Raw genomic sequence first — 20,895 nt, 5'->3', positions numbered from 1 at the left:
TAACTCTATAATAGGATTACAAAATTCGGCGGGGATGTAAAAGTTATCCCGCTTCGGTTGCCGTTTCGTTGAAGCGGTGTCGCCGTCACCCATCAGAATGAGGGGTAAACATGTGTGTTCGTCTTGCCACTAAAACCGATGCCGCAGCCCTGATCGCCCTCGACAGCGTCGCCGAAGGCGAGCCGCAGCGCGCGGCGCAGATCCGCACCTGGTGCGCACAGAGTGTCTGCTATCTTGCCGAAGAACGGGGCGTGGTGATGGGCTACGCTGTGCTGCACTATCACTTCTTCGGCTGCGGCTTTGTCGAGATGCTGATGGTCGGCGAGCGCTATCGCCGCCGGGGCGTCGGGCAGGCGCTGATTGCGGCGTTGAAATCCCATTGCCGACATCCGAAGCTGTTCACCTCCACCAATCGTTCCAACCTGCCGATGCAGCGGCTGCTGTTGAACGCCGGGTTTGTCGCCAGCGGCCAAATTGACAATCTCGATGACGGCGACCCGGAGCAGGTCTTTTTCATCCCGCTGCGCTAATACAGCCGGACATCGACCGCCTGCTGTTGCAGCCAGGTGCTGACGTAACCATAAGCGGCATAGAAGGCCAGCAGCGCGAAGAGCAGCACGGAAAGCGAGGCCAAAAACTTGACGTCGCCGTGCTTTGACAGCTGATAGGCGCAATAGATAAAGGCTAACAGGCACAGCAGAGTGAAGGCGATAGCCAGCGTGGCGTAAAAAATAAGCATAACGAAACCCGTTCTTCCTTGTAAGCGCGGCAAGGATACCACAGACAAAAAAAGGGGCCCAATTGGGCCCCTGTGTGATTTGCTGCGAGAGGGTTACTCCGCCGCCGCGTCGGGATGATTTTTGCCTTCCTCGATGAATTCTTCGTCGATCTCTTCGATGTTCTCCTCGCTGTCGCGGCCGGACAGGATGTTCCAGCAGGCGATGAACAGCGCGGCGATCAAGGGCCCGATGACGAAGCCGTTGATGCCGTAAATCTCCATGCCGCCCAGGGTGGAGATCAGGATCAGGTAGTCCGGCATTTTGGTGTCTTTGCCTACCAGCAGTGGGCGCAGAATGTTGTCCACCAGGCCGATCACCACCACGAAGAATACCACCAGGAAAATGGCTTTCCACAGCATGCCGGTGGCGAAGAAGTAGATCACCGCCGGTACCCAGATGATGGCGGAGCCCACGGCCGGGATGATCGACAGGAACGCCATCAGCGCGCCCCACAGCAGGCTGCCGTCGATGCCGGTAAAGTAAAATGCCAGCCCGCCGAGCGCACCTTGCACCACGGCGACCACCACCGTGCCCTTGACGGTGGCGCGGGAGACGGCGGCGAACTTCACGAACAGGTGGTGCTTCACGTGCTGGGAGAGCGGCAGCGCTTCGAGCGCCAGGTTCACCAGATAGGGGCCGTCTTTCAGCAGGAAGAACAGCAGGTAGAGCATCACGCCGAAGCCGACGACGAAGTTGAAGGTGCCTTTGCCGATCAGGAAGACGCTGCCCGCCAGATATTGCCCGCCCTTGAGCGCCACGTCGGAAAGCTGCTTTTGGATCTCGGCGGCGCTGTTGAGGTTATGCTCCGCCAGGAAGCGCTGCGCCCAGCCGGGCAGGTGACGCATAAAGTCCGCCAGCATGGTCGGCAATTGGCTGTTGTTGGTTTGCAGCTTGGTGTAGATCACGTTGAATTCCATCGCCAGCGATGAGGCGATGATCGCCAACGGCGTGAACACGATCAGACAGATCAGCGCCACCGTCAGCAGCGACACTACGCCGTTGCGTTCGCCGACGTACTGCTTCAACTTCTTTTTCACCGGATGGAAAATCACCGCCAGAATAACCGCCCACAGCACTGAGGAGTAATAAGGCCCCAGCACGTCGAGAAAGGCGGCGGTAACGATGAACAGGATCAGAATAAAGAATCCCTTGGAAATGCCTTTAGACATCATAGTCGTCCCTCAAAAGATGAATTTTCAGCATAGATGAACTGAATGAAAACAACACTATCATCACCTTTGCTTAACCGGTAGGGGATTTTTAACGGCGTATACCATAGGGTTACTAAGGGAAAGGCGGGCGCTGCAGGGTGAACAGGCGGCGGCGCGAGAAAAGAAAGAGGGCTAAATAATTAACAAAATTTATCGATTGTGTTTCATTTTGTGAGCCGCGCTTGCCGCCTGCGCCAGGCTTTCCTAGTTTTTAGGAGGGCGGCCTTTCGTCCGATATCACGAAGGAGTATGCAAATGACTGAACACAAACGACTCGGTGTCATCGAGAAAACGCTACTGATCGCCTTTGCCGGCCTGCTGGTGTATTTCGCGGCCACTGGCGCATTGTCATTGTCGGGTCTCGATCATCATTGGCCTTATCCTTCGCGATAGGCAGGCACCTGCACCAGGGAAAATTCAGCACCGCTTATAACAAACAGAACGACTTTTCTGCTTATCACCCTGCATTATGCCGCCTGCTGAGAAAAGCCAGCGCTAACAGCGCCCCTAACAGGGCCGCCGCCAGCACCAGCCACGCCGGCGCCACCCAACCGGCTGCGGCCACGATGGCGCTCAGCGCGACCGGGCCGATCACCTGGCCGAGATAGTTCCCTTGCATCACCAGCCCCAGGCTCAGCGGCAACAGCGTGGGCTCCGGCGTCGCCGCCGGCGTGGCGGCCAGAATGGTGGCGGGCAGCATGCCAGCGATGGCGCAGAACAGGAAACACAGTGGGATCAGCAGGCCGTTGGGCGTCATCGGCAGGAAAATGCCGATGCCGAAGATGCCGATGACCAGGCTGGTGGCCGCGAGCAGGCTACCGGCCCGCAGACCGCGCGACAGCAAGAACCCGGCGGCGAGGTTGCCGATGATGTTCGCCGCCACCGCCGCTGCGCTGATGCCGCCGGCGGCCGCCAGCGACAGGCCGATGCGCTGCATCAGGAAGATCGGCAGAAAGGTCATCACCGAGAAAAACTGCAGGTTGTAAGTGGTGAACATCAGCGCCAGCAACAGCGGTTGGCGTGCCCGCAGCATCGCGCCCAGCGCATGCCGCAGCTGCAACGGCGGAACGTGCGTCTTGGCGGCGCGTCGGGGCGTGGTCAGCGGCAGCAGCAGGGCGGCCAGCAGCGTCAACGCCGCACCGGCCTGCCAACTCTGTTGCCAGCCGGCGAGATGGGGGCCGAAAAACAATGAAATGGCGATGCCTGCCGGCATGAAGGTGCTCCAGATGCCGAACACCAGGCTGCGCTGCGCCGGGGCGACGATGCGGTTCAGCACCGCCGGCGAGGCGACCACCACGATCACGAAGCCGAGGCCTTCGACAAAGCGGCTGACGATCAATCCGTTGAAGTCGTGCAGCGTGGCGCCGGTAAAGCTGGCGGTGCTGACGATCAGTAACCCCGCCGCCAGCAGGCGCCGATCGCCCCAGCGGCGCACCAGCAGCCCGGCGGCGATGCCGCCGAACACCCCGACGAAAGGAAAGGCTGAGATGACCCAGCTCAGCGTTTCGAGCGAACGGCCGAATTCGGCCTGCAGCGCCGGTAGCGCGATGGTGGCCTTACCTACGTGCAGCGCCGCGGCGATGCCGGCGAACAGCACGTTGATGACGGCTAGCCAGGGCGTAGCGGCGGGAAGGACGCGGTCGATGGCGTCCGGTTTAATCGCGGTCATAACACTCTCCAGAGGCGGTAACGCCCTCACTATGCGTCTGCGCTACAACAGAAGTCGTTCAAATGCTGCGCTGTCACGCGGGGAAATTATTCATTTCGAGCTTTATTTTGCGCACCTCGTTGTTTGGTTCGCCAGCGTACCACCCGGCGTGGACGCGGGTGTCCGTTCAGCGGTTTACTGTTCCGGCACGCAGCGAGCGTGCCCGATCAATTTTATTTATAAGGAGCAGTGTATGTCAGAGATGATGAATGAAAATGGAGCGCCGGTGATGGAGTGGAGCTATGGCGGCCGGGGTGATGATATCAGCAGCAGCCTGAGCCTCGACACGGTTGAGGAGCAACCGCAGGGTTTCTTGATGACGGTCGATCGGCCGGTGCAGATCTTTAAAGAAGCGCTGTCGCCGATGATGGCCTTTGTCACGCTGCTGCGCCCGCTATACGCCAAGACGGGCGAGGGCTTCCAGTACGTGCCGGTTTCCAACCCCTGGACCGACGTGCAGCGCCTGCCGGCCAGCGCAGGCTATCTGGGCGTGCAGGTTAACGCTGGCCTGTTCTTCCACGGCGCCAAACCGACGCACTATAAAGATCGCGACGGCCAGATGAAACCGATTGACGGCGGCACTATCCTGCAGAACATCACCGTGCTGCATCAGGTGGCGCAGCCGCTGGGCCCGGGCGAAGGCGGGATCTGAGGCTGAAACGTCATCACGGGGCCGGACGCGGCCCTTATCTCGCCTTGAAAACCGCCCTTGGCTTGGGTAAAAAGGGTTGTCTATTCAAGGAGAAGAGTATGTACAGCGATAACGAGAAAAAATTCTACATCATCCTCAACCGCAACCACGAACCGGCCACTCTGTTTAACGCCTCCTGCCATCTGACGGCGGGCATCACCGATCTTATCGAGCAGCGCGAGTTTCACCACTACCCGAGCAGCCTCGACGGCGTCAGCGCCAATATGAGCCACTACCCGATCGTCATCCTGCAGGCCAAGAACAGCAGCCAGCTCAGCAACCTGATCCTCAAGTGCAAGGAGGAGGGCGTGCTGTCCAACTTCTTCACCACCACCATGCTGTCGCACTCCGCCGAGCAGCAGATCGCCGACACCGCCAATACCCCCTACGAGCAGTTGGACTTCGTGGCGGTGGCGCTCTACGGCGACACTGAACAGCTTAAACCGCTTACCAAGAAGTTCTCCGTCTACCGTTAATCGCGAACGGCATCACATCAGGGGCGGCAACGTCTATGATATTTTTCCATCAAATCGTTGATGGAGATGAACATGAGCGGCAAGAAAACCACCATGGCGGCGATCGCCAGAGAGGCGCGGGTCGGCATCGCCACCGTCGATCGGGTGATCAACCAACGCGCGTCGGTGCGGCCCGCCACCCAGCGCCGGGTGATTGAGGCGGCGAAAAAGTTGGGGTTCGCGTTGGAAAAGTCCCACTGCCTGTCGGCGGTGCTGGGCAGGCCGGAACGCCGCCTGAGAATGGGGTTCATCCTGCTGCGGCGCGAACACTCTTTCTATGCGCAACTGGCTGATGAACTGATGGTGCAAGCGGCGCCGTATCATGAGCCGGGGCAGCCGCCGCAGTTCATCTTCCACTCTCTCAATGCCATCGGCGATACCGCCGCCGCCATTAGCCAATTGAGCCGCCAGGTGGACGCGATCGGCGTGTTGGCGCTGGATCACCCCCTGATCCACTATGCCGTAGAAGAAGCCGCGCAGGCGGGCATCAACGTTTTCGCGCTGCTGTCGGATTTATCGGTGCCCAGCCGCGCCGGCTACATCGGTCTGGATAATCAAAAAGCGGGCCGCACCGCCGGTTGGGCGGTGGACCGTCTGTGCCGGCGTCAGGGAGATGTTGGCGTGATCATCGGCGACAACCGTTTTACTTGCCAGGAAGCCTGCGAGATCGGTTTTCGCTCCTACCTGCGCGAGCAGATGAGCGGCCAGCGTGTGCTGGAACCGGTGCGCAGCCTCGAGGACGCGGAAACGGCGCGCCGGGTCACGCGTGAACTGCTGGCGAACCACCCGGAGCTGGCGGCGCTGTACGCGCCGAGCGGCGGTGTAGAGGGCATTATTCAGGCGTTACGAGAGAGCGGCCGGCAGCGCGACATCACGCTGGTGTGCCACGGCCCGGTGCAGGGCGGTGAAATGGCGCTGCTCGACGGCACGGTAGATCTGTTGCTGTGTCACCGCATTTCTGAGTTGGCCGCCACGATTGTCGAGACGCTGCTCGCTGCCGATGAACAACCGGGATTACGCCACATCATTAATCGCTTCGATGTGATCACCAAAGAAAACCTCTGACGGCCGCTGAGTGGTGTTTGCCGAGGTCATGGCGCAGTCAGGCGTCGCCTCAATTTGATTAAAAACTATCAAATAATTCATCAAAAATAGCGCGATCTCTATCAAAAAATAAAATTTTCATTATTGATGGTTTTGGAATTTTTGTTTGATACTGCCGGCATTCCCCGCAAGAAAGGAGCCGTCGCCATGACTTTGCCTATCGCCAATGCGCCCTGCAGTTGGGGCGTGGATGACCCAAACAATCCCCATTTGCCGCCCTACGCCACGGTTCTGCAAGAAGCGTCGTCGGCCGGCTACCGCAGCATCGAGCTGGGGCCGTGGGGCTATTTGCCGACGCAGAGCGAGGCGCTGTGCGCCGCGCTGGAGCAGCATCGTCTGTCGCTGGTGGCCGGCACGATTTTTGACGATCTGGTCAGCGAGGCGAACATTGAGCGCCTGCTGGCCCTGACTCATCGGATATGCCGCAACCTCTCGCGGGCGCCTAGGGCGGAGCCGACCGAGGGCGATCGCGCCGCGCCGCCGTTCTTGGTGATTATCGATTTCGGCAATCCGCAACGCGCCAGGTTCGCCGGGCGTTCAGATTTAGCGCCGCGTTTGTCGCAGGCAGAGTGGCAGAGGATGATCGGGCACATTACGCGCATCAGCGAATTGGCCTGGCGGGAATACGGCGTGCGGCCGGTGGTGCATCCGCACGCCGGCGGCTGCATCGAGTTCGCCGACGAAATCGACCGGTTGGCGGCGGACATTCCGCATCACACCGCCGGATTGTGCCTGGATACCGGCCATCTGTATTACGCCGGGCTGGACCCGGCTGCCTGGTTGAGCAAGCACTTTGAACGTCTCGATTATCTGCACTTCAAAGACGTCGATCCGCAGGTGTTCCGCGAGGTGCTGGCGCGCGGCGTCGATTTTTTCACCGCCTGCGCCGAGGGCGTCATGTGCCCGTTGGGCAGCGGGGCGATCGATTATCCGCAGCTGCGCGCGCTGTTGGCCGAGCGCGGATACCGGGGCTGGATCACTATCGAGCAGGAACGCGATCCGCGCAATGTGCAGGGCAGCCTGCAGGACGTCACCGCCAGCTTGCGCTACTTGCGCGGCCTCGGCTTTTAATCAGGAGAAACACGATGATCAACGGCAGCAAACCTTTGGCGAGATCGTTGCGCTGGGGCATGGTCGGCGGCGGCGGCACCAGCCAGATCGGTTACATCCATCGTTCGGCGGCCTTGCGCGACGGTGCGTTTACTCTGTTGGCCGGCGCGTTCGACATTGACGCCGAACGCGGGCGTGATTTTGGCCGGAGTCTGGGCGTGGCGGCGGAGCGCTGTTATGCGGATTATGCCGAAATGTTCCGCGCCGAAGCCGCGCGGGCGGACGGCATCGAAGCGGTCTCGATCGCCACGCCGAACAACACCCATTACGCCATTTGCCGGGCGGCGCTGGAGGCGGGATTGCACGTGGTGTGCGAGAAGCCGCTGTGTTTCAGCGTCGATGAGGCGCAGGCGCTGGCGGCGTTGTGCGAGCGGCAGCGCAAAGTCATCGGCGTGACCTACGGCTATGCCGGGCACCAGATGATTTTACAGGCCCGGCAGATGATTGCCGATGGCCGTCTGGGGGAAATCCGGCTGGTGAATATGCAGTTCGCTCACGGCTTTCACGCCGCGCCGGTGGAGCAGGATAATCCCAGCACTCGCTGGCGGGTCGATCCGCGCTTTGTCGGCCCCAGCTATGTGCTGGGCGATCTGGCGACCCACACGCTGTTTCTGGCGGAAACCATGGCGCCGCAGCTGAAGATCCGGCGGTTGATCTGCAGCCGGCAAAGCTTTGTGCCGTCGCGCGCGCCGTTGGAGGACAACGCCTATGTGCTGATGGAGTATCACAACGGCGCCGTCGGCTCCGTGTGGTGTTCGGCGGTCAACTGCGGTTCGATGCACGGTCAAAAGGTGCGCATCGTCGGTGAAAAGGCTAGCCTGGAGTGGTGGGATGAACAACCCAATCAGCTACGCTTCGAAGTGCAGGGCGAGCCGGTGCGGATCCTGGAGCGCGGCATGCCCTATCTCGATGCGCCGGCGTTGGCGGACGATCGCATCGGCGGCGGTCATGCGGAGGGGGTGTTTGAAGCCTGGTCGAATCTCTACCGCCGCTTCGCGCTGGCGATGGACGCCACCGATCGGCGCGACGCGGCCTTCCTGGCCGACTTCTGGTACCCGGACGTGCAGGCTGGCGCACTGGGCGTGAAGTGGGTGGCGCGCTGCGTACAATCCGCTGAAACCGACGCCGGCTGGGTTGCCTTCGACTGAGTGCGCGATTCGCTCAGACGCTGGCCCCGTCGTAGCTGTGGATCTGTAACGCATCCAGCGCGACGTCAGGCACGCAGCGCAGGTTAACGGCGCACATCGCGGCGCCGTCCGGCGCGGTTCCGTAGGCGAAGGGCTGGGCACCGCAGGTCCGGCAGAACTGATGGCGGATCCTGTGGTGATTGAAAGTGTAAGTGCTGAGCTGGTCCTGACCGCTGTTGAGCGTGAAAGCGCTGATGGGGAAGAACGACAGCAGCAGCCCTTTGCGGCGGCAAATAGAACAGTTGCAGCTGAGGGCTTCGGTGGGCAGTTCGGCGTCTACGGAGAAGGTGACGGCGCCACAGTGGCAGCTTCCCTGGAATGACATGGCGATGATCCTGTATCAGGGGGGAGTGTTTGCCCAGTATAGTGCAATTTATCGTCACTCGGCCGCGCCCGGCTTGGTTTCCTTAGTAAATGCGCGGTTTTCTGGTAGGTTAGAGGTTAACGTCATCAAAAGGAGATCGCGATGTTAGAACATTACTATCCGGCCAATATGGGCGCCGAACCGGTCACGGACGAACAGCACAAACGGCTGGTGGCGGTGCAGGCGGCGCTGGAACTGATCAAGGCCACGCTGTCGGATACCAACGACGGCAACGGCGTGGACTTCCAGCTGAAAGCGGCGGAAAAGCACATCGGCCCGATGGCCGACGCCATTCAGGAAGCTCTGAAGTAACGGTTCGCCGTCACCTCAACCGCCCGCATCGGGCGGTTTTTTTTGCGCTGATTACTGCGATTTTTTTAGTGGCGCATTGCCTTTTTCCCCGCTGGTGCCGTGAGCGGCGCGATCCTACTCTAGCGATCCGAGTCCTCATCAGGGTCATGCTCATGTTCCGCTTCAGTCTCTTGTCTTTCTTATTGTTGCGCCGCCGGCGCGTCACCCAGCTGGCCGGCGCCACACTGCTTCTCGGCGTCGTTATGCAGGCGCAGGCCACGCAACGCATCGATTTTTCGCCGGATCCCGCCGGCGCCTACCCTGAGGGCATCGCCTGGGAGCCGCGCGCCGGTGCGTTCCTGATCTCCTCCCTGCGCGGTGGCCAGCTGGGCCTGGTCTACCCGGATGGCCGCTATCGGCGGTTTTCCACCGACAAGGGACTGATTACCACCTCCGGCATGCTGGTGGACACCGAGCGCAACCGGGTGCTGGTATGCAACGAAGACGTGGGCGTCTCCCTCCATTCAGCCCCTGGCACGCGCAATCGCGTGGCGCAGGTGCTGGAGTTCAATCTCGATACCGGCGCGCTGCAGCAGACGTACGATCTCTCATCGTTAAGCCGTGGGCCGACGCTGGCCAACGATCTGACGCTCGATGCGCAGGGAAATATCTACGTAACCGACAGCTTCCAGCCGCAGATTTACAAGATCGACCGGGCAACGCGCCACGTGTCGATCCTGGTGCGCTCATCGCTTCTGCTGCCCGCCGACGCACCCGCCGCTGCGCAGGGCACACAGCCTTATCTCAACGGCATCGTGTATCACCCGGATGGCTACCTGATTGCGTCGGACTACACCCGCGGGCTGCTGTGGAAGGTGACGCTGGATAACACGCCTGCGATAAGTGAAATCAGGCTGCCGCATCGGCTGAAAGGGCCGGACGGGCTGCGGCTCAAAAACGCCAACGAATTGGTGATCGTACAGTCTTTTCCTGCTGAAAAGGGGAGCATGTCCGGCGACGTGACGCTGCTCGCCTCGGCCGACGGCTGGGCCAGCGCCCATGTCGCCGCGGTCGCCACGCCGCCGGGATTGGATGGGCCGACCGGCGCCGCGTTGCGCGATGGCGAGGTGTGGGTGGTCAACTCCCGTTACCCCAAACTGTTTGCTGACGTCGCTCAGGCGGAGAGCATCAGGACGTTCAGCATCGTCAAGGTGGCGTTAGCACGGCCTGCGGCTGAGGCACGCTGATTGACGACGGTTGCCAACCCTGTCGGAATAGGATTAAATGCTGCCCTGGCTGTATAAATAAACAGGGGTATTGCAATGAGCCTGGCGCTGAAGGGTGAGAAGATCGAACGTAACCGCTTTACCGGCGAGAAGATTGAAAATGGCAGCTTTATGCTGTGTGATTTTTCGGGTGCCGATCTGACCGGCACCGAATTTATCGGCTGCCAATTCTACGATCGCGACAGCCGACAGGGCGGCAACTTCAGCCGCGCGATACTGAAAGACGCGAGTTTTAAAAGCTGTGATTTATCGATGGCCGATTTTCGTCATGCCAACGCGTTGGGCATCGAGATCCGCGAATGCCGCGCGCAGGGCGCCGATTTTCGCGGCACCAGCTTTATGAACATGATCACCAGCCGCACCTGGTTTTGCAGCGCCTATATCACCAAAAGCAACCTGAGCTATGCCAACTTCGCCAAGGTGGTGCTGGAGAAATGCGAGCTGTGGGAAAACCGCTGGCACGGCGCACAGGTGCTCGGCGCCAGCTTCAGCGGCTCCGATCTGTCCGGCGGCGAATTCTCCGGTTTCGACTGGCGTGCCGCCGACGTCACCCAGTGTGATTTGAGCAACGCGGAACTGGGCGAGTTGGATTTGCGCACTACCGATCTGCAGGGCGTCAAAATGGACAGCCACCAGGCCGCGCAGCTGTTGGAGCGGCTCGGGATCGCGATCATCGGCTGAGCAGCTGCCGCAGCCCCAGTACGATGATCAACGTGCCGCAGGCACGATCGATCCAAGCCTTGCTGCGGCGGTAGGCGCCGGCGACAGGGGCGTGCGACAACACCAGCGCCACCAACCCGTACCACAAGCTGGCTATCACCGCGACTTCCAACAGCATGGCGAGGAAGGTCGGCGTAGAAACATGGGCGGGCGCCGCTGATGAGAAGACGGCGGCGTAAAACGCAATGGATTTGGGATTGGCGATGTTGGTGGCGATGCCCTGCAGAAAGGCGACGCGAAAACCGCTTTTCCCGGTCACCGTGGAGGGGCCGGAAGAAGGCGCCGCCTGGGCGATAAGCCGATAGCCGAACCACAGTAAATAGCCGGCGCCGGCCACTTTTACCGCTAGCGCCAACCAGGGGAACAAGGCGAAAATTATACCGACGCCGAGCAGGGCGCTGCTCGCCCAGAACAGGTTGACCAAGACAATGCCCGCCACCAGAGCGAAAGCCTCGCTGCGGCGCGCGGAAACGGCTTTGTGGGCGACGGCGACAAAATTGGGGCCGGGGATCACCACGCCAACGATATAGACGGTGAAAACGGCGAGCACGGCTGGCATATCGATCATCGGTTAACGGCCTGTAAGCAGCGAGTTAGCCTTAGTTTTATAATGAATCGCCGATATGATCCAGCAGGGTGAAACCTTTTTTTACCTGCCCGTAGCGACAGGCGTCAGCGGCCTTTTGCGATAATAAATTTATGAGCCATATGAATATAATTTAAAATATATCTTGCTTAAATAAATTAGCTGTGTGTAAATAGCGTCATCGGTTTGTCATACAGACCTTATGAAAGCAGTTTTAGTAAAGCAGTTCTCAGTGTTAGTGATATCCCCCAGATACCTCTTCTTCCGCGAATTTTCTTCTCTAGTGCCCCATAAGTTTCCAATAAAAACAGGCCTCTATCGCCCTATGGCGTCGCAAAAATAGAAAGGAAATATCTCTATGTCTACTAAAATGACGGGTTTGGTAAAATGGTTTGATGCAGGGAAAGGCTTCGGCTTTATCACCCCGGCAGACGGCGGCAAAGACGTGTTCGTACACTTCTCTGCTATCCAGAGCAACGATTTCAAAACGCTGGACGAAGGCCAACAGGTTGAGTTCACTATCGAAAAGGGTATGAAGGGTCCTTCTGCCGGCAACGTGGTCGCGTTGTAATTTTCGGTCGAGGTGCGGTTTCTTACGACAGCGATGAGGGTTTAAGCCGGAGCAGTTAAGAAATAACACCTTTAGCCTGAATAAACTCCGGGTTCGCCCGGAGTCTTTATCGATACGTCATTAGCTCAGCAGGAAGAGCGGCAGCGAAATATTCGTTGGCGGACTGGGGTTCGATTCCTCGATGACGTTCCAATAATTAATTATTATTGGCAACAGAAAAACAGATTATCGCATAAATAATAATGCCACTTTTCAGTCTTTTTTTCTGTTGTGAAAAAGTTGTGCTTAGGCTGCGTAATGTTGGAGTGTTGGATGGACGCTTACGCCATAACATGACAGCCGGGAAAGCCACCGGCACATGATCAATAGCCCCGGCCTTAGCCGGGGTTTTTTATGCCCGCGATTTTAACGCTGCGAGTCCAGCAGTTCGTTGTTTTTCACCACGTCCTGCGCCTTGAGGTAGCTCTCGATCAACAGCTGATAGGCCGGGAAGATTTTGGTGTAAACCTCGGCCCATTGCTGAGCGTCGGCGCGGTTCCAGCTGCCCTGCAGCTCGGAGGCGACGCCGGCGGTGTCGATCGGCACCACGCCGGCCTGCACCACGCGCGCCAGGGTGATTTCCTGCGCCATTTTCGAGTAGGTGCCGGAGGCGTCGATCACCGCAAAGACCTTATAGCCTTCGGCCACCGCGCTGATGGACGGAAAGGCCATGCAGACGCTGGTGATGGTGCCGGCGATGATCAGGGTCTTGCGGCCGGTGGCCTTGACCGCCGCTACGAAGTCAGGGTTGTCCCAGGCGTTGATTTCCCCTTTACGGGCGACGTACTGCGCGTGCGGCGCATTCTGGTGAATTTCCGGGATCAGCGGGCCGTTGGGGCCCTGCGGCACCGAGGCGGTGGTGATCACCGGCAGTTTGCTGAGGGTAGCGATGCTGGCGAGGGCGGCGGCGCGGGCGCGCAGCTCGGTCATCGGCATATCGGCGACGGTCTGGAACAGGCCGCTCTGGTGGTCGATCAGGAGCATGACCGCGTCATTGGCATCAATAACAGGACGCTGGCCGTTGAAGTTGGCTGGAGTGCTCATGGTGTTTTCCTTTTCTCGTCGTGAGGTCAGTGGGTATCTTCTTTGATTGATAAGGCTGAAACTCAGCACTTGCCTATAGTGTAGGGAGAAGAGAGAAATCCGGTAGAGCCTGAAGTCGGGATACATCGTTCCATAAATGGAACGATTTTGACGCAGGCGAAGGGCTCGGCGCTGGGCTAAACTTAAGGTGCATAAGAAACATGCGGCAAGGAACGCCATCCTGTTCATGGGTTTGACGCGGAGGGCCACCGTCATGGCTTATCAGCATATCGTTGTCGCCACGGATCTCAGTGAAGACGCCGAGTTTCTGCTGGGCAAGGGCGCCAGGCTGGCTGCCGCGCTCCATGCCAAACTTTCCCTGATCTATATCGACATCCACCGCGCCGGCTATTACGTCGATCTGGGCGTGGGAGATTACAACTACACCGATCGCACCTTTTCGGAGCGGGTGAAGAATATGCTCAATGCGATCAAAGGGCAGTCGTCGTATCCGGTCGAAGAGGTGATCGTCAGCCGTGGCGCGTTGACGGAAGAGCTGAACCGGGTTGCGAAAGAGAAAGGGTTCGATCTGGTGATCTTCGGCCATCACCACGATGTCTGGAGCCGGCTGGTTTCTTCGGCGCGTCAGGCGATCAATGAGTTGAACGTCGATCTGCTGGTTGTCCCCATCGAGAAAAAATAGTCGCCGCCGCCTGCGGGCGGCTGCCTTTGCCTTTTTTCATTCGTATCGCTTATCTCTGAGCGGCCATAACCGCCTACCCGCAATAATCCCGCTAGCTGACAATCCGCCTGACAAATAGTGACTGACCGCAATTTTATTTTCTCCATCAATATGTTGGCCAAAATCCGATAAAGGTTAATCCAGCGCATTGAAATCACTGACATACCTCCTTTTGATTAATAAACCGCACGTTTTGACTGGCTCTCTGGGGAGGGGCGTCTTATCCTCGGGGTAATGAGATTTGTATGACTTATATAAATACGTTCACATGGAGGAGGTCTCATGCGTTTTGACAATAAAGTCGTGGTTATCACCGGTGCGGGCAATGGTATGGGGGAAGCGGCGGCGCGGCGTTTCTCCGCCGAGGGCGCCATCGTGGTGCTGGCCGACTGGGCCAAGGAAGCGGTAGACAAGGTCGCCGCTTCGCTGCCGAAGGGCCGCGCGATGGCGGTGCATATCGATGTTTCCGATCACGTCGCGGTTGAAAAAATGATGAACGAGGTGGCGGAAAAACTGGGCCGCATCGACGTCCTGCTGAACAACGCCGGCGTACACGTGGCGGGCAGCGTGCTGGAAACCAGCGTCGACGACTGGCGCCGCATCGCCGGGGTCGATATCGATGGCGTGGTGTTCTGTTCCAAATTTGCCTTGCCGCACCTGCTGAAAACCAAGGGCTGTATCGTCAATACCGCGTCGGTGTCCGGCCTGGGTGGCGACTGGGGTGCGGCCTATTACTGCGCGGCGAAAGGCGCGGTGGTCAACCTGACGCGCGCCATGGCGCTGGATCACGGCGGTGACGGCGTGCGCATCAACTCGGTCTGCCCGAGCCTGGTCAAAACCAACATGACCAACGGCTGGCCGCAGGAGATCCGCGACAAGTTCAATGAGCGCATCGCGCTGGGGCGTGCGGCGGAGCCGGAAGAAGTGGCGGCGGTGATGGCGTTTCTGGCCAGCGACGACGCCAGCTTTATCAATGGCGCCAACATTCCGGTCGATGGCGGGGCGACCGCCTCGGACGGCCAACCGAAGATCGTCTAAGCGTTAACCTACCGGCCCGGCCAGGATGACCGGGCCTGTTGTTTTTAGACGCCGATGCGGTCGCGCAGCGTGTAGTAGGCCGCGCCGATGGCGGTGAACGGGATCTGCAGATTGCGTCCACCGAAGAACGGCAGGTGCGGCAGCTTGGCGAAGGCGTCGAAGCGTTCGGCGTCGCCGCGCATCAACTCGGCGATCAGCTTGCCCGCCAGATGGGTGCAGGTCACGCCGTGGCCGCTGTAGCCCTGCATGTAGTACACGTTATTCTCCAGCCGGCCAAACTGCGGCATGCGCGACAGCGTCAGCAGGAAGTTGCCGGTCCAACGATAGTCGATGCGCACCCCTTTCAGCTGTGGGAAGGTCTTCAGCAGCTTCGGCCGGATCAGGTTATCGATATCGTCCGGATCGCGCGCGCCGTATACCACGCCGCCGCCGTACAGCAGACGATGATCGGCGGTGATGCGGTAGTAATCCAGCAGGTAGTTGCAGTCCTCCACGCAGTAATTCTGCGGGATCAGCGCCTGCGCGATCTCCGGCGCTAGCGGTTCGGTGGTCACCACCTGAGTGCCGCACGGCATGCTGCGCTTGGCCAGCCGCGGCTCCAGCTTATCGCCCAGGTAGGCGTTGCCGGCGACGATGACGAAGCGCGCCTTCACCTGGCCGTTGGCGGTGCTGATGAGCGCCGGTTCACCGTGGCGAATGTTCGTCACCGCCGATTGCTCGAAGATGCGCCCACCCTGCAGGCGGATCGCCTCGGCCTCGCCCAGCGCCAGATTGAGCGGATGGATGTGGCCGCCGCTGTGATCGAGCAGCGCGCCGACGTAGCGATCGCTGGCGACCTCCTGACGCACCCGATCCGCATCGAGCAGCTCGAGCTGGGTATTGCCGTAGCGCTCCCAGTTGCGCTTTTGCTCGATCAGCGCATGGAACTGCTTGTTGTTCAGGGCGGCGAAGATGCCGCCGGGGCGGTAGTCGCAGTCGATGGCGTAGCGGCTGATGCGGCTGCGAATGATCTCCGCGCCTTCGAACATCATGCTGCCTAGCAGGCGGGCGCTTTCCGCGCCGTAACGCTCTTCAATCACATCGATGTCGCGGCTGTAAGAGTTGACCAACTGGCCGCCGTTGCGGCCGCTGGCGCCGAAACCGATGCGCGCCGCTTCCAGCACCACCACGTTATAGCCGGCTTCCACCAGGAACAGCGCGGAGGAGAGGCCGGTATAGCCGCCGCCGATCACGCAGACGTCGCATTCGATCGATTCATTCAGTTGCGGATAGGGCTGATGTGCGTTGGCCGTGGCCGCATAGTAGCTTTTTACGTGTTCAGTCATGAGATAAGCCCTTATTCCAGCGAGATCCAGGTGGTTTTCAATTCGGTGAATTTGTCCAGCGCGTGCAGCGATTTGTCGCGGCCGTTGCCGCTCTGCTTGTAGCCGCCGAACGGCACGGTCATGTCGCCGTCGTTGTAGTTGTTGACGAACACCGTGCCGGCCTTCAGTTGGCGCGCCATGCGGTGCGCGCGCGCCAGATCGCGGGTCCAGACCGCGGCGCCGAGGCCGTAGTCGCTGTCGTTGGCCAGCTGCAGCGCCTGTTGCTCGTCGTCGAAGGTGGTCACCGCCAGCACCGGGCCGAAGATTTCATCGCGCGCCACGCTCATGGCGTTGTTCACCTGGGTGAGGATGGTCGGCCCCAGATAGCCGGCGTGGTCGCCCTGCGGATGGTCGCGCCCGTCGAGGAACAACGCGGCGCCCTGGCTCAGCCCCCGATCGATATAGCCGGCCACTTTCTCGCAGTGGCCGCTGTCGATCAGCGTGCCCATCACCGTGTCGGGATCGAGCGGATCACCGGGGACGAAGGCCGCCGCGTGTTTGCGCAGCGCCTGCAGGAACGCTTGCTCAATGCTCGCTTCGACCAGCAGGCGAGTGCCGGCGATGCACACCTGCCCCTGATTGTAGAAGATGCCAGCGGCGGCGCTGCGGGCAGCCTGATCCAGATCCGGGCAGTCGGCAAAGACGATGTTGGCGCTTTTGCCACCGGCCTCGAGCCAGACACGCTTCATATTCGATTCGCCGGCGTAAATCATCAGCTGTTTCGCCACCAGGGTGGAGCCGGTGAAGGTGAGGGCATCGACGTCGCGGTGCAGCGCCAGCGCCTTGCCGGCGTCGTGGCCATAGCCGGGCACCACGTTCAGCACGCCGTCCGGCAACCCGGCCTGCTGCGCCAATTTGCCGAGCAGGATGGCGCTCAGCGGCGATTTTTCGGAGGGTTTGAGTACCACGCTGTTGCCGGCGGCCAGCGCCGGACCGAGTTTCCAGCAGGCCAGCAGCAGCGGGAAGTTCCAGGGCACGATGGCGCCGACCACGCCGATCGGCTCGCGCTCGATCAGCGCCAGCGCCTCGCGGCCGGTGGGGGCGATTTCGCCGTAGACCTTATCGATCGCTTCGGCGTACCAGCGGATGCAGCGGATGGCGCCCGGCACGTCGTCGCGCAGGCTGTGGCGGATGGGTTTGCCGGTGTCCAGCGTTTCCAGCAGCGCCAGCTCTTCGTGATGCTGCTCCATCAGATCGGCGAAACGCAGCAGCGTGGCTTTGCGCTGCGCCGGGGCGGCCTGCGCCCAGTCGCCACGCTCAAAGGCGGCGCGCGCCGCGCTGACTGCCCGATCGATGTCGGCGGCTTCGCCACGCGCGACCTGCGCCAGCTCACGGCGGCCGGCGGGATCTTCCACGGCGAAACATTTCCCCGCGGCGGCCGGCTGGTAGCGGCCGTCGATAAACAGCTGGTGCTCAATCTTCAGGGCCTGCGCCCGTTGTTGCCAATACTGCAAGTGGTGAAAGTTCATGCCTGGCTCCGTTGATCAGAATGTCGTCGGCGTATGGGCGCTGATAATCCGGCAAATGCGCGCCGACGTGTTGCTGAAACTGTGGGGGATGCCGGTATTGATGGCGTAGCTCTGCCCGGCCAGCAGGTGATAGCTCTGGCCGTTGACCTGCAGCACCACTTCGCCTTCCAGCAGCGTGCCAATCTCTTCCCCTTGGTGTTTGATGCGCTCGCCGGTGGTGGTGCCCGGTTCGTAGGTCTCGATCATCATTGCCAACGTACGATTCGGGTCGCCGTTGTGGATCAGCTTCATCGAAACGCCCTGGCTGCCGATTTCGATCAGGTCGTCGCTGTCTATCACGATCTGCGGCTCAGCCGGTTTTTCCGGCTCGGCGAAAAACGCCGACAGCGACAGACCGTACACCGTCAGCAACTTTTGCAGCGTGCTGATGGCCGGGCTGACCTTATCTTGCTCGATAGTACTGATGGCGCTGTGGGTTAACCCCGACAGTTCGGCGACCCGGCGCTGCGACAACCCCAATTGTTGACGGATCTGCGACAGACGTTTTCCCGGTGCCAAGCTGACGTCGCTCATGGGCGTTTTTCCTTTTGATAGTTCCGACAGGCGGTGATGAAACCATCAAACAACAGGCGCGACAGGGCATACTCGTCGCTGTTCCACTCCGGGTGCCACTGCACGCCGAGCGCGAAGGGCTGATCTCGCACGCTGATCGCCTCCACCAGCCCGTCGGCGGCGTGCGCCTCGATGCGAACGCTCGCGCCCAGGGTTTTGGCACCCTGGCCGTGCAGCGAGTTCACCCAGAATCTGTTGCAATCCGGTATCAGTTGCGAAAGCAGCCCCCCTTCCTGAACGATGACTTCGTGGGCGGGGGCGTATTGCTGTTCCAGCGGCAGATCGTGATCTTCACGATGCTCCAGCAGCTCGGGCAGTTCGTACAGGCGGCGATGCAGGGTGCCTTGAGTGGCGACCACCATTTCCTGCATGCCGCGGCAAATGGCGAAAAGGGGAATGCGCCTGTCGAATGCCTGGCGGATCAGCGCCAGGCTCAACGCGTCTCGGCCAGGATCGGCGTCAGGCTCATCGCCGTTTTCACCATAAAGGTGCGGCTGCACATTACTGGGGCTGCCCGGCAGCAAAATGCCGTCGAGGCGCGGCAGCAGCTCCGCCAGCATTTCCGGCTCCGCCAGCGCGTGCGGCAGGGCGATCGGCAAGCCGCCGGCGGTGATAACGGCATTCAGGTACTTTTCTTGCAAGGTCTGTGTGAGGTGCCCGTTTAACCTATACCTGCACATGACGACGCCAATGACTGGTCTGTTAAATATATTGTCCATGCTATCCCCTTGGTACGTTCGAAATTATGAACGATAAACTTCTCCACCGCCGATTTCGTTCAATATTCTATAAATCTAGCAGTCGATTGGGCAATATTCAAACCAAAAGTAACACTTGCAAAACAAATTTGTTTCATCTACGTTTCATTTGTGGGCATTATATTGAACAAGACGGTCAATAAACATCGACGACAGCAAAACACAAACGGCGGGTGAACCATGCAGACCAACATCGTAGAAGTGGAAAACTTTGTTCAGCACAGTGAAGAGAGACGAAGTAGCGCGTTCCAGCGCGAAGTGAAGAAGTATCTGGAACGTTATCCGTTAACCCAACATGTCGACGTACTGTTGACCGACCTGAACGGCAGCTTCCGCGGCAAACGCATCCCGGTCGGCGGCCTGAACAAACTGGAGAAGGGCTGTTACTTCCCGGCGTCGGTATTTGCGATGGATATTCTCGGCAACGTGGTGGAAGAGGCCGGGTTGGGGCAGGAGTTGGGCGAGCCGGATCACGTGTGCGTGCCGGTACCGGGCACGCTGACGCCGTCGGCGGCGGACCCGCAATATATCGCGCAGGTGCTGCTCACCATGTTGGATGAAGATGGCACTCCCTTTGACGTTGAACCGCGCAATGTGCTGAACCGAGTGTGGCAGCGTTTGCGTCAGCGCGGGCTTTCCCCCGTGGTAGCGGTAGAGTTGGAGTTCTATCTCATCGATCGTCAACGTGACGCGGAAGGCTATCTGCAGCCGCCGTGCGCGCCGGGCACGCAAGAACGCAACACCCAAAGCCAGGTGTACTCCGTCGATAACCTGAACCATTTCGCCGATGTGCTGAGCGAGATCGACGAACTGGCGCGTTTGCAGGGCATTCCGGCGGACGGCGCGGTGGCGGAGGCGTCGCCGGGGCAGTTCGAGGTCAACCTGCATCATACTGATGATGTGCTGCAGGCCTGCGATCACGCGCTGGCGCTGAAGCGGCTGGTGCGCATGGTGGCCGAGAACCACAATATGCAGGCGACTTTTATGGCCAAACCGTATGAGGAGCACGCCGGCAGCGGCATGCACGTGCACATCAGCATGCTGAACGCGCAGGGCAACAACGTGTTCGCCGACGATGACGGCGAAGATTCGGCGCTGCTGAAACAGGCGCTGGCGGGCATGATCGCCCTGATGCCGTCTTCGATGGCGCTGCTGGCGCCGAACGTCAACGCCTACCGCCGCTTCCAGCCTGGCATGTATGTGCCGACCCAGGCTTCCTGGGGGCATAACAACCGCACCGTGGCGCTGCGCATTCCCTGCGGCGATCGCGACAACCACCGCGTGGAGTATCGCGTGGCGGGCGCCGACGCCAATCCTTATCTGGTGATGGCGACCATTCTGGCCGGCATCGTTTATGGCCTGGAAACCGCATTGCCGCTGCCTGAGCCGGTGACCGGCAACGGTCTGGAGCAGGACGGGCTGCCGTTCCCGATCCGCCAGAGCGACGCGCTGTACGAGTTCGAACATCAGCCGGTGCTCAATGCATTGTTGGGCGAACGCTTCAGCCACGTCTATCTGGCCTGCAAAACTGATGAGCTGGTGCAGTTCGAGCGCCTGATCACCGAAACCGAAATCGAGTGGATGTTGAAAAACGCCTGATCCCGCTCACCCTGCGACTACCGCGCGCGTCCGGCGCATTTCATCGGCTCTCCTGTGGCCGGCGAGGCTGCGCGCTGCGGTACAGAATTTCTTCTATCACGGCGTACAGGACGCCGACGAGGAAATAA

Annotated in this window: 24 protein-coding genes and 1 pseudogene; 15 read left to right on the top strand and 10 right to left on the bottom strand. The window is 60.1% G+C overall.

Annotated features, from left to right (window positions below):
• Nucleotides 1-110: 110 nt before the first annotated feature.
• A complete protein-coding gene (locus RE418_RS20605; protein ID WP_089180811.1) occupies nucleotides 111-530 on the top strand; it encodes a GNAT family N-acetyltransferase in 420 nt (139 codons plus the stop codon).
• Here the strand turns inward: RE418_RS20605 and RE418_RS20600 are convergent.
• Nucleotides 527-739, bottom strand: a complete 213-nt coding sequence (locus tag RE418_RS20600; RefSeq protein ID WP_025302536.1) for a hypothetical protein — start codon at nucleotides 737-739, stop codon at nucleotides 527-529. The genes RE418_RS20605 and RE418_RS20600 overlap by 4 nt on opposite strands.
• A gap of 93 nt (nucleotides 740-832) precedes the next feature.
• Complete coding sequence (locus RE418_RS20595) at nucleotides 833-1,951, bottom strand: AI-2E family transporter (protein ID WP_025302537.1); 1,119 nt, start codon at nucleotides 1,949-1,951, stop codon at nucleotides 833-835.
• Nucleotides 1,952-2,245: 294 nt separating this feature from the next.
• On the opposite strand from RE418_RS20595, the gene RE418_RS20590 reads away from it, so the two are divergent.
• Nucleotides 2,246-2,383 (top strand): hypothetical protein, encoded by a 138-nt coding sequence (locus RE418_RS20590; RefSeq protein ID WP_162837928.1) that lies wholly within the window; start codon nucleotides 2,246-2,248, stop codon nucleotides 2,381-2,383.
• Between the two features lie 64 nt (nucleotides 2,384-2,447).
• On the opposite strand, the gene RE418_RS20585 is transcribed toward RE418_RS20590, so the two are convergent.
• A complete protein-coding gene (locus RE418_RS20585; protein WP_089180812.1) occupies nucleotides 2,448-3,659 on the bottom strand; it encodes a CynX/NimT family MFS transporter in 1,212 nt (403 codons plus the stop codon).
• Nucleotides 3,660-3,891: 232 nt separating this feature from the next.
• Between RE418_RS20585 and RE418_RS20580 the strand changes: the two genes are divergently transcribed.
• The 5 genes from RE418_RS20580 to RE418_RS20560 all read left to right on the top strand — a co-directional run bounded on the left by RE418_RS20580 (nucleotide 3,892) and on the right by RE418_RS20560 (nucleotide 8,266).
• Nucleotides 3,892-4,350: a hypothetical protein gene (locus tag RE418_RS20580; RefSeq protein WP_043141449.1), complete on the top strand. Its 459-nt coding sequence runs from the start codon at nucleotides 3,892-3,894 to the stop codon at nucleotides 4,348-4,350.
• A 98-nt stretch (nucleotides 4,351-4,448) separates the two neighbouring features.
• On the top strand, nucleotides 4,449-4,865 hold the full coding sequence (locus RE418_RS20575; RefSeq protein ID WP_004941246.1) for a DUF2000 domain-containing protein: 417 nt from the start codon (nucleotides 4,449-4,451) through the stop codon (nucleotides 4,863-4,865).
• A 72-nt stretch (nucleotides 4,866-4,937) separates the two neighbouring features.
• The gene (locus tag RE418_RS20570) at nucleotides 4,938-5,969 is read left to right on the top strand and encodes a LacI family DNA-binding transcriptional regulator (protein ID WP_089180813.1); all 1,032 of its coding nucleotides are present in this window, start codon (nucleotides 4,938-4,940) and stop codon (nucleotides 5,967-5,969) included.
• Nucleotides 5,970-6,155: 186 nt separating this feature from the next.
• Nucleotides 6,156-7,079 carry a TIM barrel protein gene (locus tag RE418_RS20565; protein WP_089180814.1) on the top strand — a complete coding sequence of 308 codons (924 nt, stop codon included), beginning with the start codon at nucleotides 6,156-6,158 and terminating at the stop codon, nucleotides 7,077-7,079.
• Nucleotides 7,080-7,093: 14 nt separating this feature from the next.
• Nucleotides 7,094-8,266: a Gfo/Idh/MocA family protein gene (locus RE418_RS20560; protein ID WP_089180815.1), complete on the top strand. Its 1,173-nt coding sequence runs from the start codon at nucleotides 7,094-7,096 to the stop codon at nucleotides 8,264-8,266.
• Between the two features lie 13 nt (nucleotides 8,267-8,279).
• Here the strand turns inward: RE418_RS20560 and RE418_RS20555 are convergent, their stop codons facing one another.
• Nucleotides 8,280-8,630, bottom strand: a complete 351-nt coding sequence (locus RE418_RS20555) for a GFA family protein (protein WP_043141436.1) — start codon at nucleotides 8,628-8,630, stop codon at nucleotides 8,280-8,282.
• Nucleotides 8,631-8,771: 141 nt separating this feature from the next.
• Between RE418_RS20555 and RE418_RS20550 the strand changes: the two genes are divergently transcribed.
• The 3 genes from RE418_RS20550 (at nucleotide 8,772) to RE418_RS20540 (ending at nucleotide 10,927) form a co-directional block, all read left to right on the top strand.
• Nucleotides 8,772-8,981: a hypothetical protein gene (locus RE418_RS20550; protein ID WP_004941260.1), complete on the top strand. Its 210-nt coding sequence runs from the start codon at nucleotides 8,772-8,774 to the stop codon at nucleotides 8,979-8,981.
• Between the two features lie 152 nt (nucleotides 8,982-9,133).
• Nucleotides 9,134-10,207, top strand: a complete 1,074-nt coding sequence (locus RE418_RS20545; RefSeq protein ID WP_089181674.1) for an SMP-30/gluconolactonase/LRE family protein — start codon at nucleotides 9,134-9,136, stop codon at nucleotides 10,205-10,207.
• 75 nt (nucleotides 10,208-10,282) lie between these two features.
• Nucleotides 10,283-10,927, top strand: coding sequence for a Qnr family pentapeptide repeat protein (locus RE418_RS20540; RefSeq protein WP_025302545.1), 645 nt, complete (start codon nucleotides 10,283-10,285; stop codon nucleotides 10,925-10,927).
• Here RE418_RS20540 and RE418_RS20535 read toward each other — a convergent pair.
• Nucleotides 10,917-11,534, bottom strand: a complete 618-nt coding sequence (locus tag RE418_RS20535; protein WP_060432916.1) for a LysE family translocator — start codon at nucleotides 11,532-11,534, stop codon at nucleotides 10,917-10,919. The two genes, RE418_RS20540 and RE418_RS20535, sit on opposite strands and share 11 nt — an antisense overlap.
• A gap of 376 nt (nucleotides 11,535-11,910) precedes the next feature.
• Between RE418_RS20535 and cspA the strand changes: the two genes are divergently transcribed.
• Together cspA and RE418_RS20525 are read left to right on the top strand one after the other, a co-directional pair.
• Nucleotides 11,911-12,123: an RNA chaperone/antiterminator CspA gene (gene cspA, locus RE418_RS20530; RefSeq protein ID WP_025302547.1), complete on the top strand. Its 213-nt coding sequence runs from the start codon at nucleotides 11,911-11,913 to the stop codon at nucleotides 12,121-12,123.
• Between the two features lie 114 nt (nucleotides 12,124-12,237).
• Nucleotides 12,238-12,315: pseudogene (locus tag RE418_RS20525) on the top strand.
• A gap of 213 nt (nucleotides 12,316-12,528) precedes the next feature.
• On the opposite strand, the gene RE418_RS20520 reads toward RE418_RS20525, so the two are convergent.
• Nucleotides 12,529-13,206 carry an isochorismatase family protein gene (locus tag RE418_RS20520; protein WP_016928046.1) on the bottom strand — a complete coding sequence of 226 codons (678 nt, stop codon included), beginning with the start codon at nucleotides 13,204-13,206 and terminating at the stop codon, nucleotides 12,529-12,531.
• A 253-nt stretch (nucleotides 13,207-13,459) separates the two neighbouring features.
• Here RE418_RS20520 and RE418_RS20515 point away from each other — a divergent pair, with 253 nt between their 5' ends.
• A complete protein-coding gene (locus RE418_RS20515) occupies nucleotides 13,460-13,888 on the top strand; it encodes a universal stress protein (protein ID WP_025302548.1) in 429 nt (142 codons plus the stop codon).
• A gap of 321 nt (nucleotides 13,889-14,209) precedes the next feature.
• Nucleotides 14,210-14,965, top strand: coding sequence for an SDR family NAD(P)-dependent oxidoreductase (locus RE418_RS20510; RefSeq protein ID WP_025302549.1), 756 nt, complete (start codon nucleotides 14,210-14,212; stop codon nucleotides 14,963-14,965).
• A gap of 44 nt (nucleotides 14,966-15,009) precedes the next feature.
• Here RE418_RS20510 and RE418_RS20505 read toward each other — a convergent pair whose 3' ends face one another.
• Genes RE418_RS20505 through puuD form a run of 4 tightly spaced genes read right to left on the bottom strand, consistent with a single transcriptional unit; the run spans nucleotide 15,010 to nucleotide 19,129 of the window.
• Entirely contained in the window at nucleotides 15,010-16,290 is a 1,281-nt protein-coding gene (locus RE418_RS20505) for an FAD-binding oxidoreductase (RefSeq protein WP_025302550.1), read from the bottom strand.
• An 11-nt stretch (nucleotides 16,291-16,301) separates the two neighbouring features.
• Entirely contained in the window at nucleotides 16,302-17,798 is a 1,497-nt protein-coding gene (gene puuC, locus RE418_RS20500) for an aldehyde dehydrogenase PuuC (protein ID WP_025302551.1), read from the bottom strand.
• Nucleotides 17,799-17,813: 15 nt separating this feature from the next.
• Entirely contained in the window at nucleotides 17,814-18,371 is a 558-nt protein-coding gene (gene puuR, locus RE418_RS20495) for an HTH-type transcriptional regulator PuuR (RefSeq protein ID WP_016928041.1), read from the bottom strand.
• Nucleotides 18,368-19,129, bottom strand: a complete 762-nt coding sequence (gene puuD, locus RE418_RS20490; RefSeq protein ID WP_025302552.1) for a gamma-glutamyl-gamma-aminobutyrate hydrolase — start codon at nucleotides 19,127-19,129, stop codon at nucleotides 18,368-18,370. The genes puuR and puuD overlap by 4 nt, the downstream gene beginning before the upstream one ends.
• Nucleotides 19,130-19,348: 219 nt before the next feature.
• Here puuD and RE418_RS20485 point away from each other — a divergent pair, with 219 nt between their 5' ends.
• The gene (locus RE418_RS20485; RefSeq protein ID WP_025302553.1) at nucleotides 19,349-20,767 is read left to right on the top strand and encodes a glutamine synthetase family protein; all 1,419 of its coding nucleotides are present in this window, start codon (nucleotides 19,349-19,351) and stop codon (nucleotides 20,765-20,767) included.
• Nucleotides 20,768-20,895: the final 128 nt, after the last annotated feature.

Source organism: Serratia sp. szju, assembly GCF_044594185.1.
GTDB classification, from domain to species: Bacteria; Pseudomonadota; Gammaproteobacteria; order Enterobacterales; family Enterobacteriaceae; genus Serratia; species Serratia bockelmannii.
This window is presented reverse-complemented; position numbering and strand designations above follow the sequence as displayed.

What these genes read in the sequence shown, in the direction of transcription:
- RE418_RS20535 (WP_060432916.1), bottom strand. Translation starts at nt 11,534, where the DNA reads ATGATCGATATGCCAGCCGTGCTCGCCGTTTTCACCGTCTATATCGTT.
- puuD (WP_025302552.1), bottom strand. Translation starts at nt 19,129, where the DNA reads ATGGACAATATATTTAACAGACCAGTCATTGGCGTCGTCATGTGCAGG.
- RE418_RS20585 (WP_089180812.1), bottom strand. Translation starts at nt 3,659, where the DNA reads ATGACCGCGATTAAACCGGACGCCATCGACCGCGTCCTTCCCGCCGCT.
- RE418_RS20540 (WP_025302545.1), top strand. Translation starts at nt 10,283, where the DNA reads ATGAGCCTGGCGCTGAAGGGTGAGAAGATCGAACGTAACCGCTTTACC.
- RE418_RS20505 (WP_025302550.1), bottom strand. Translation starts at nt 16,290, where the DNA reads ATGACTGAACACGTAAAAAGCTACTATGCGGCCACGGCCAACGCACAT.
- puuC (WP_025302551.1), bottom strand. Translation starts at nt 17,798, where the DNA reads ATGAACTTTCACCACTTGCAGTATTGGCAACAACGGGCGCAGGCCCTG.
- RE418_RS20520 (WP_016928046.1), bottom strand. Translation starts at nt 13,206, where the DNA reads ATGAGCACTCCAGCCAACTTCAACGGCCAGCGTCCTGTTATTGATGCC.
- RE418_RS20555 (WP_043141436.1), bottom strand. Translation starts at nt 8,630, where the DNA reads ATGTCATTCCAGGGAAGCTGCCACTGTGGCGCCGTCACCTTCTCCGTA.
- RE418_RS20580 (WP_043141449.1), top strand. Translation starts at nt 3,892, where the DNA reads ATGTCAGAGATGATGAATGAAAATGGAGCGCCGGTGATGGAGTGGAGC.
- RE418_RS20590 (WP_162837928.1), top strand. Translation starts at nt 2,246, where the DNA reads ATGACTGAACACAAACGACTCGGTGTCATCGAGAAAACGCTACTGATC.
- RE418_RS20605 (WP_089180811.1), top strand. Translation starts at nt 111, where the DNA reads ATGTGTGTTCGTCTTGCCACTAAAACCGATGCCGCAGCCCTGATCGCC.
- RE418_RS20515 (WP_025302548.1), top strand. Translation starts at nt 13,460, where the DNA reads ATGGCTTATCAGCATATCGTTGTCGCCACGGATCTCAGTGAAGACGCC.
- RE418_RS20550 (WP_004941260.1), top strand. Translation starts at nt 8,772, where the DNA reads ATGTTAGAACATTACTATCCGGCCAATATGGGCGCCGAACCGGTCACG.
- RE418_RS20560 (WP_089180815.1), top strand. Translation starts at nt 7,094, where the DNA reads ATGATCAACGGCAGCAAACCTTTGGCGAGATCGTTGCGCTGGGGCATG.
- cspA (WP_025302547.1), top strand. Translation starts at nt 11,911, where the DNA reads ATGTCTACTAAAATGACGGGTTTGGTAAAATGGTTTGATGCAGGGAAA.
- RE418_RS20595 (WP_025302537.1), bottom strand. Translation starts at nt 1,951, where the DNA reads ATGATGTCTAAAGGCATTTCCAAGGGATTCTTTATTCTGATCCTGTTC.
- RE418_RS20565 (WP_089180814.1), top strand. Translation starts at nt 6,156, where the DNA reads ATGACTTTGCCTATCGCCAATGCGCCCTGCAGTTGGGGCGTGGATGAC.
- RE418_RS20600 (WP_025302536.1), bottom strand. Translation starts at nt 739, where the DNA reads ATGCTTATTTTTTACGCCACGCTGGCTATCGCCTTCACTCTGCTGTGC.
- RE418_RS20545 (WP_089181674.1), top strand. Translation starts at nt 9,134, where the DNA reads ATGTTCCGCTTCAGTCTCTTGTCTTTCTTATTGTTGCGCCGCCGGCGC.
- RE418_RS20485 (WP_025302553.1), top strand. Translation starts at nt 19,349, where the DNA reads ATGCAGACCAACATCGTAGAAGTGGAAAACTTTGTTCAGCACAGTGAA.
- puuR (WP_016928041.1), bottom strand. Translation starts at nt 18,371, where the DNA reads ATGAGCGACGTCAGCTTGGCACCGGGAAAACGTCTGTCGCAGATCCGT.
- RE418_RS20575 (WP_004941246.1), top strand. Translation starts at nt 4,449, where the DNA reads ATGTACAGCGATAACGAGAAAAAATTCTACATCATCCTCAACCGCAAC.
- RE418_RS20510 (WP_025302549.1), top strand. Translation starts at nt 14,210, where the DNA reads ATGCGTTTTGACAATAAAGTCGTGGTTATCACCGGTGCGGGCAATGGT.
- RE418_RS20570 (WP_089180813.1), top strand. Translation starts at nt 4,938, where the DNA reads ATGAGCGGCAAGAAAACCACCATGGCGGCGATCGCCAGAGAGGCGCGG.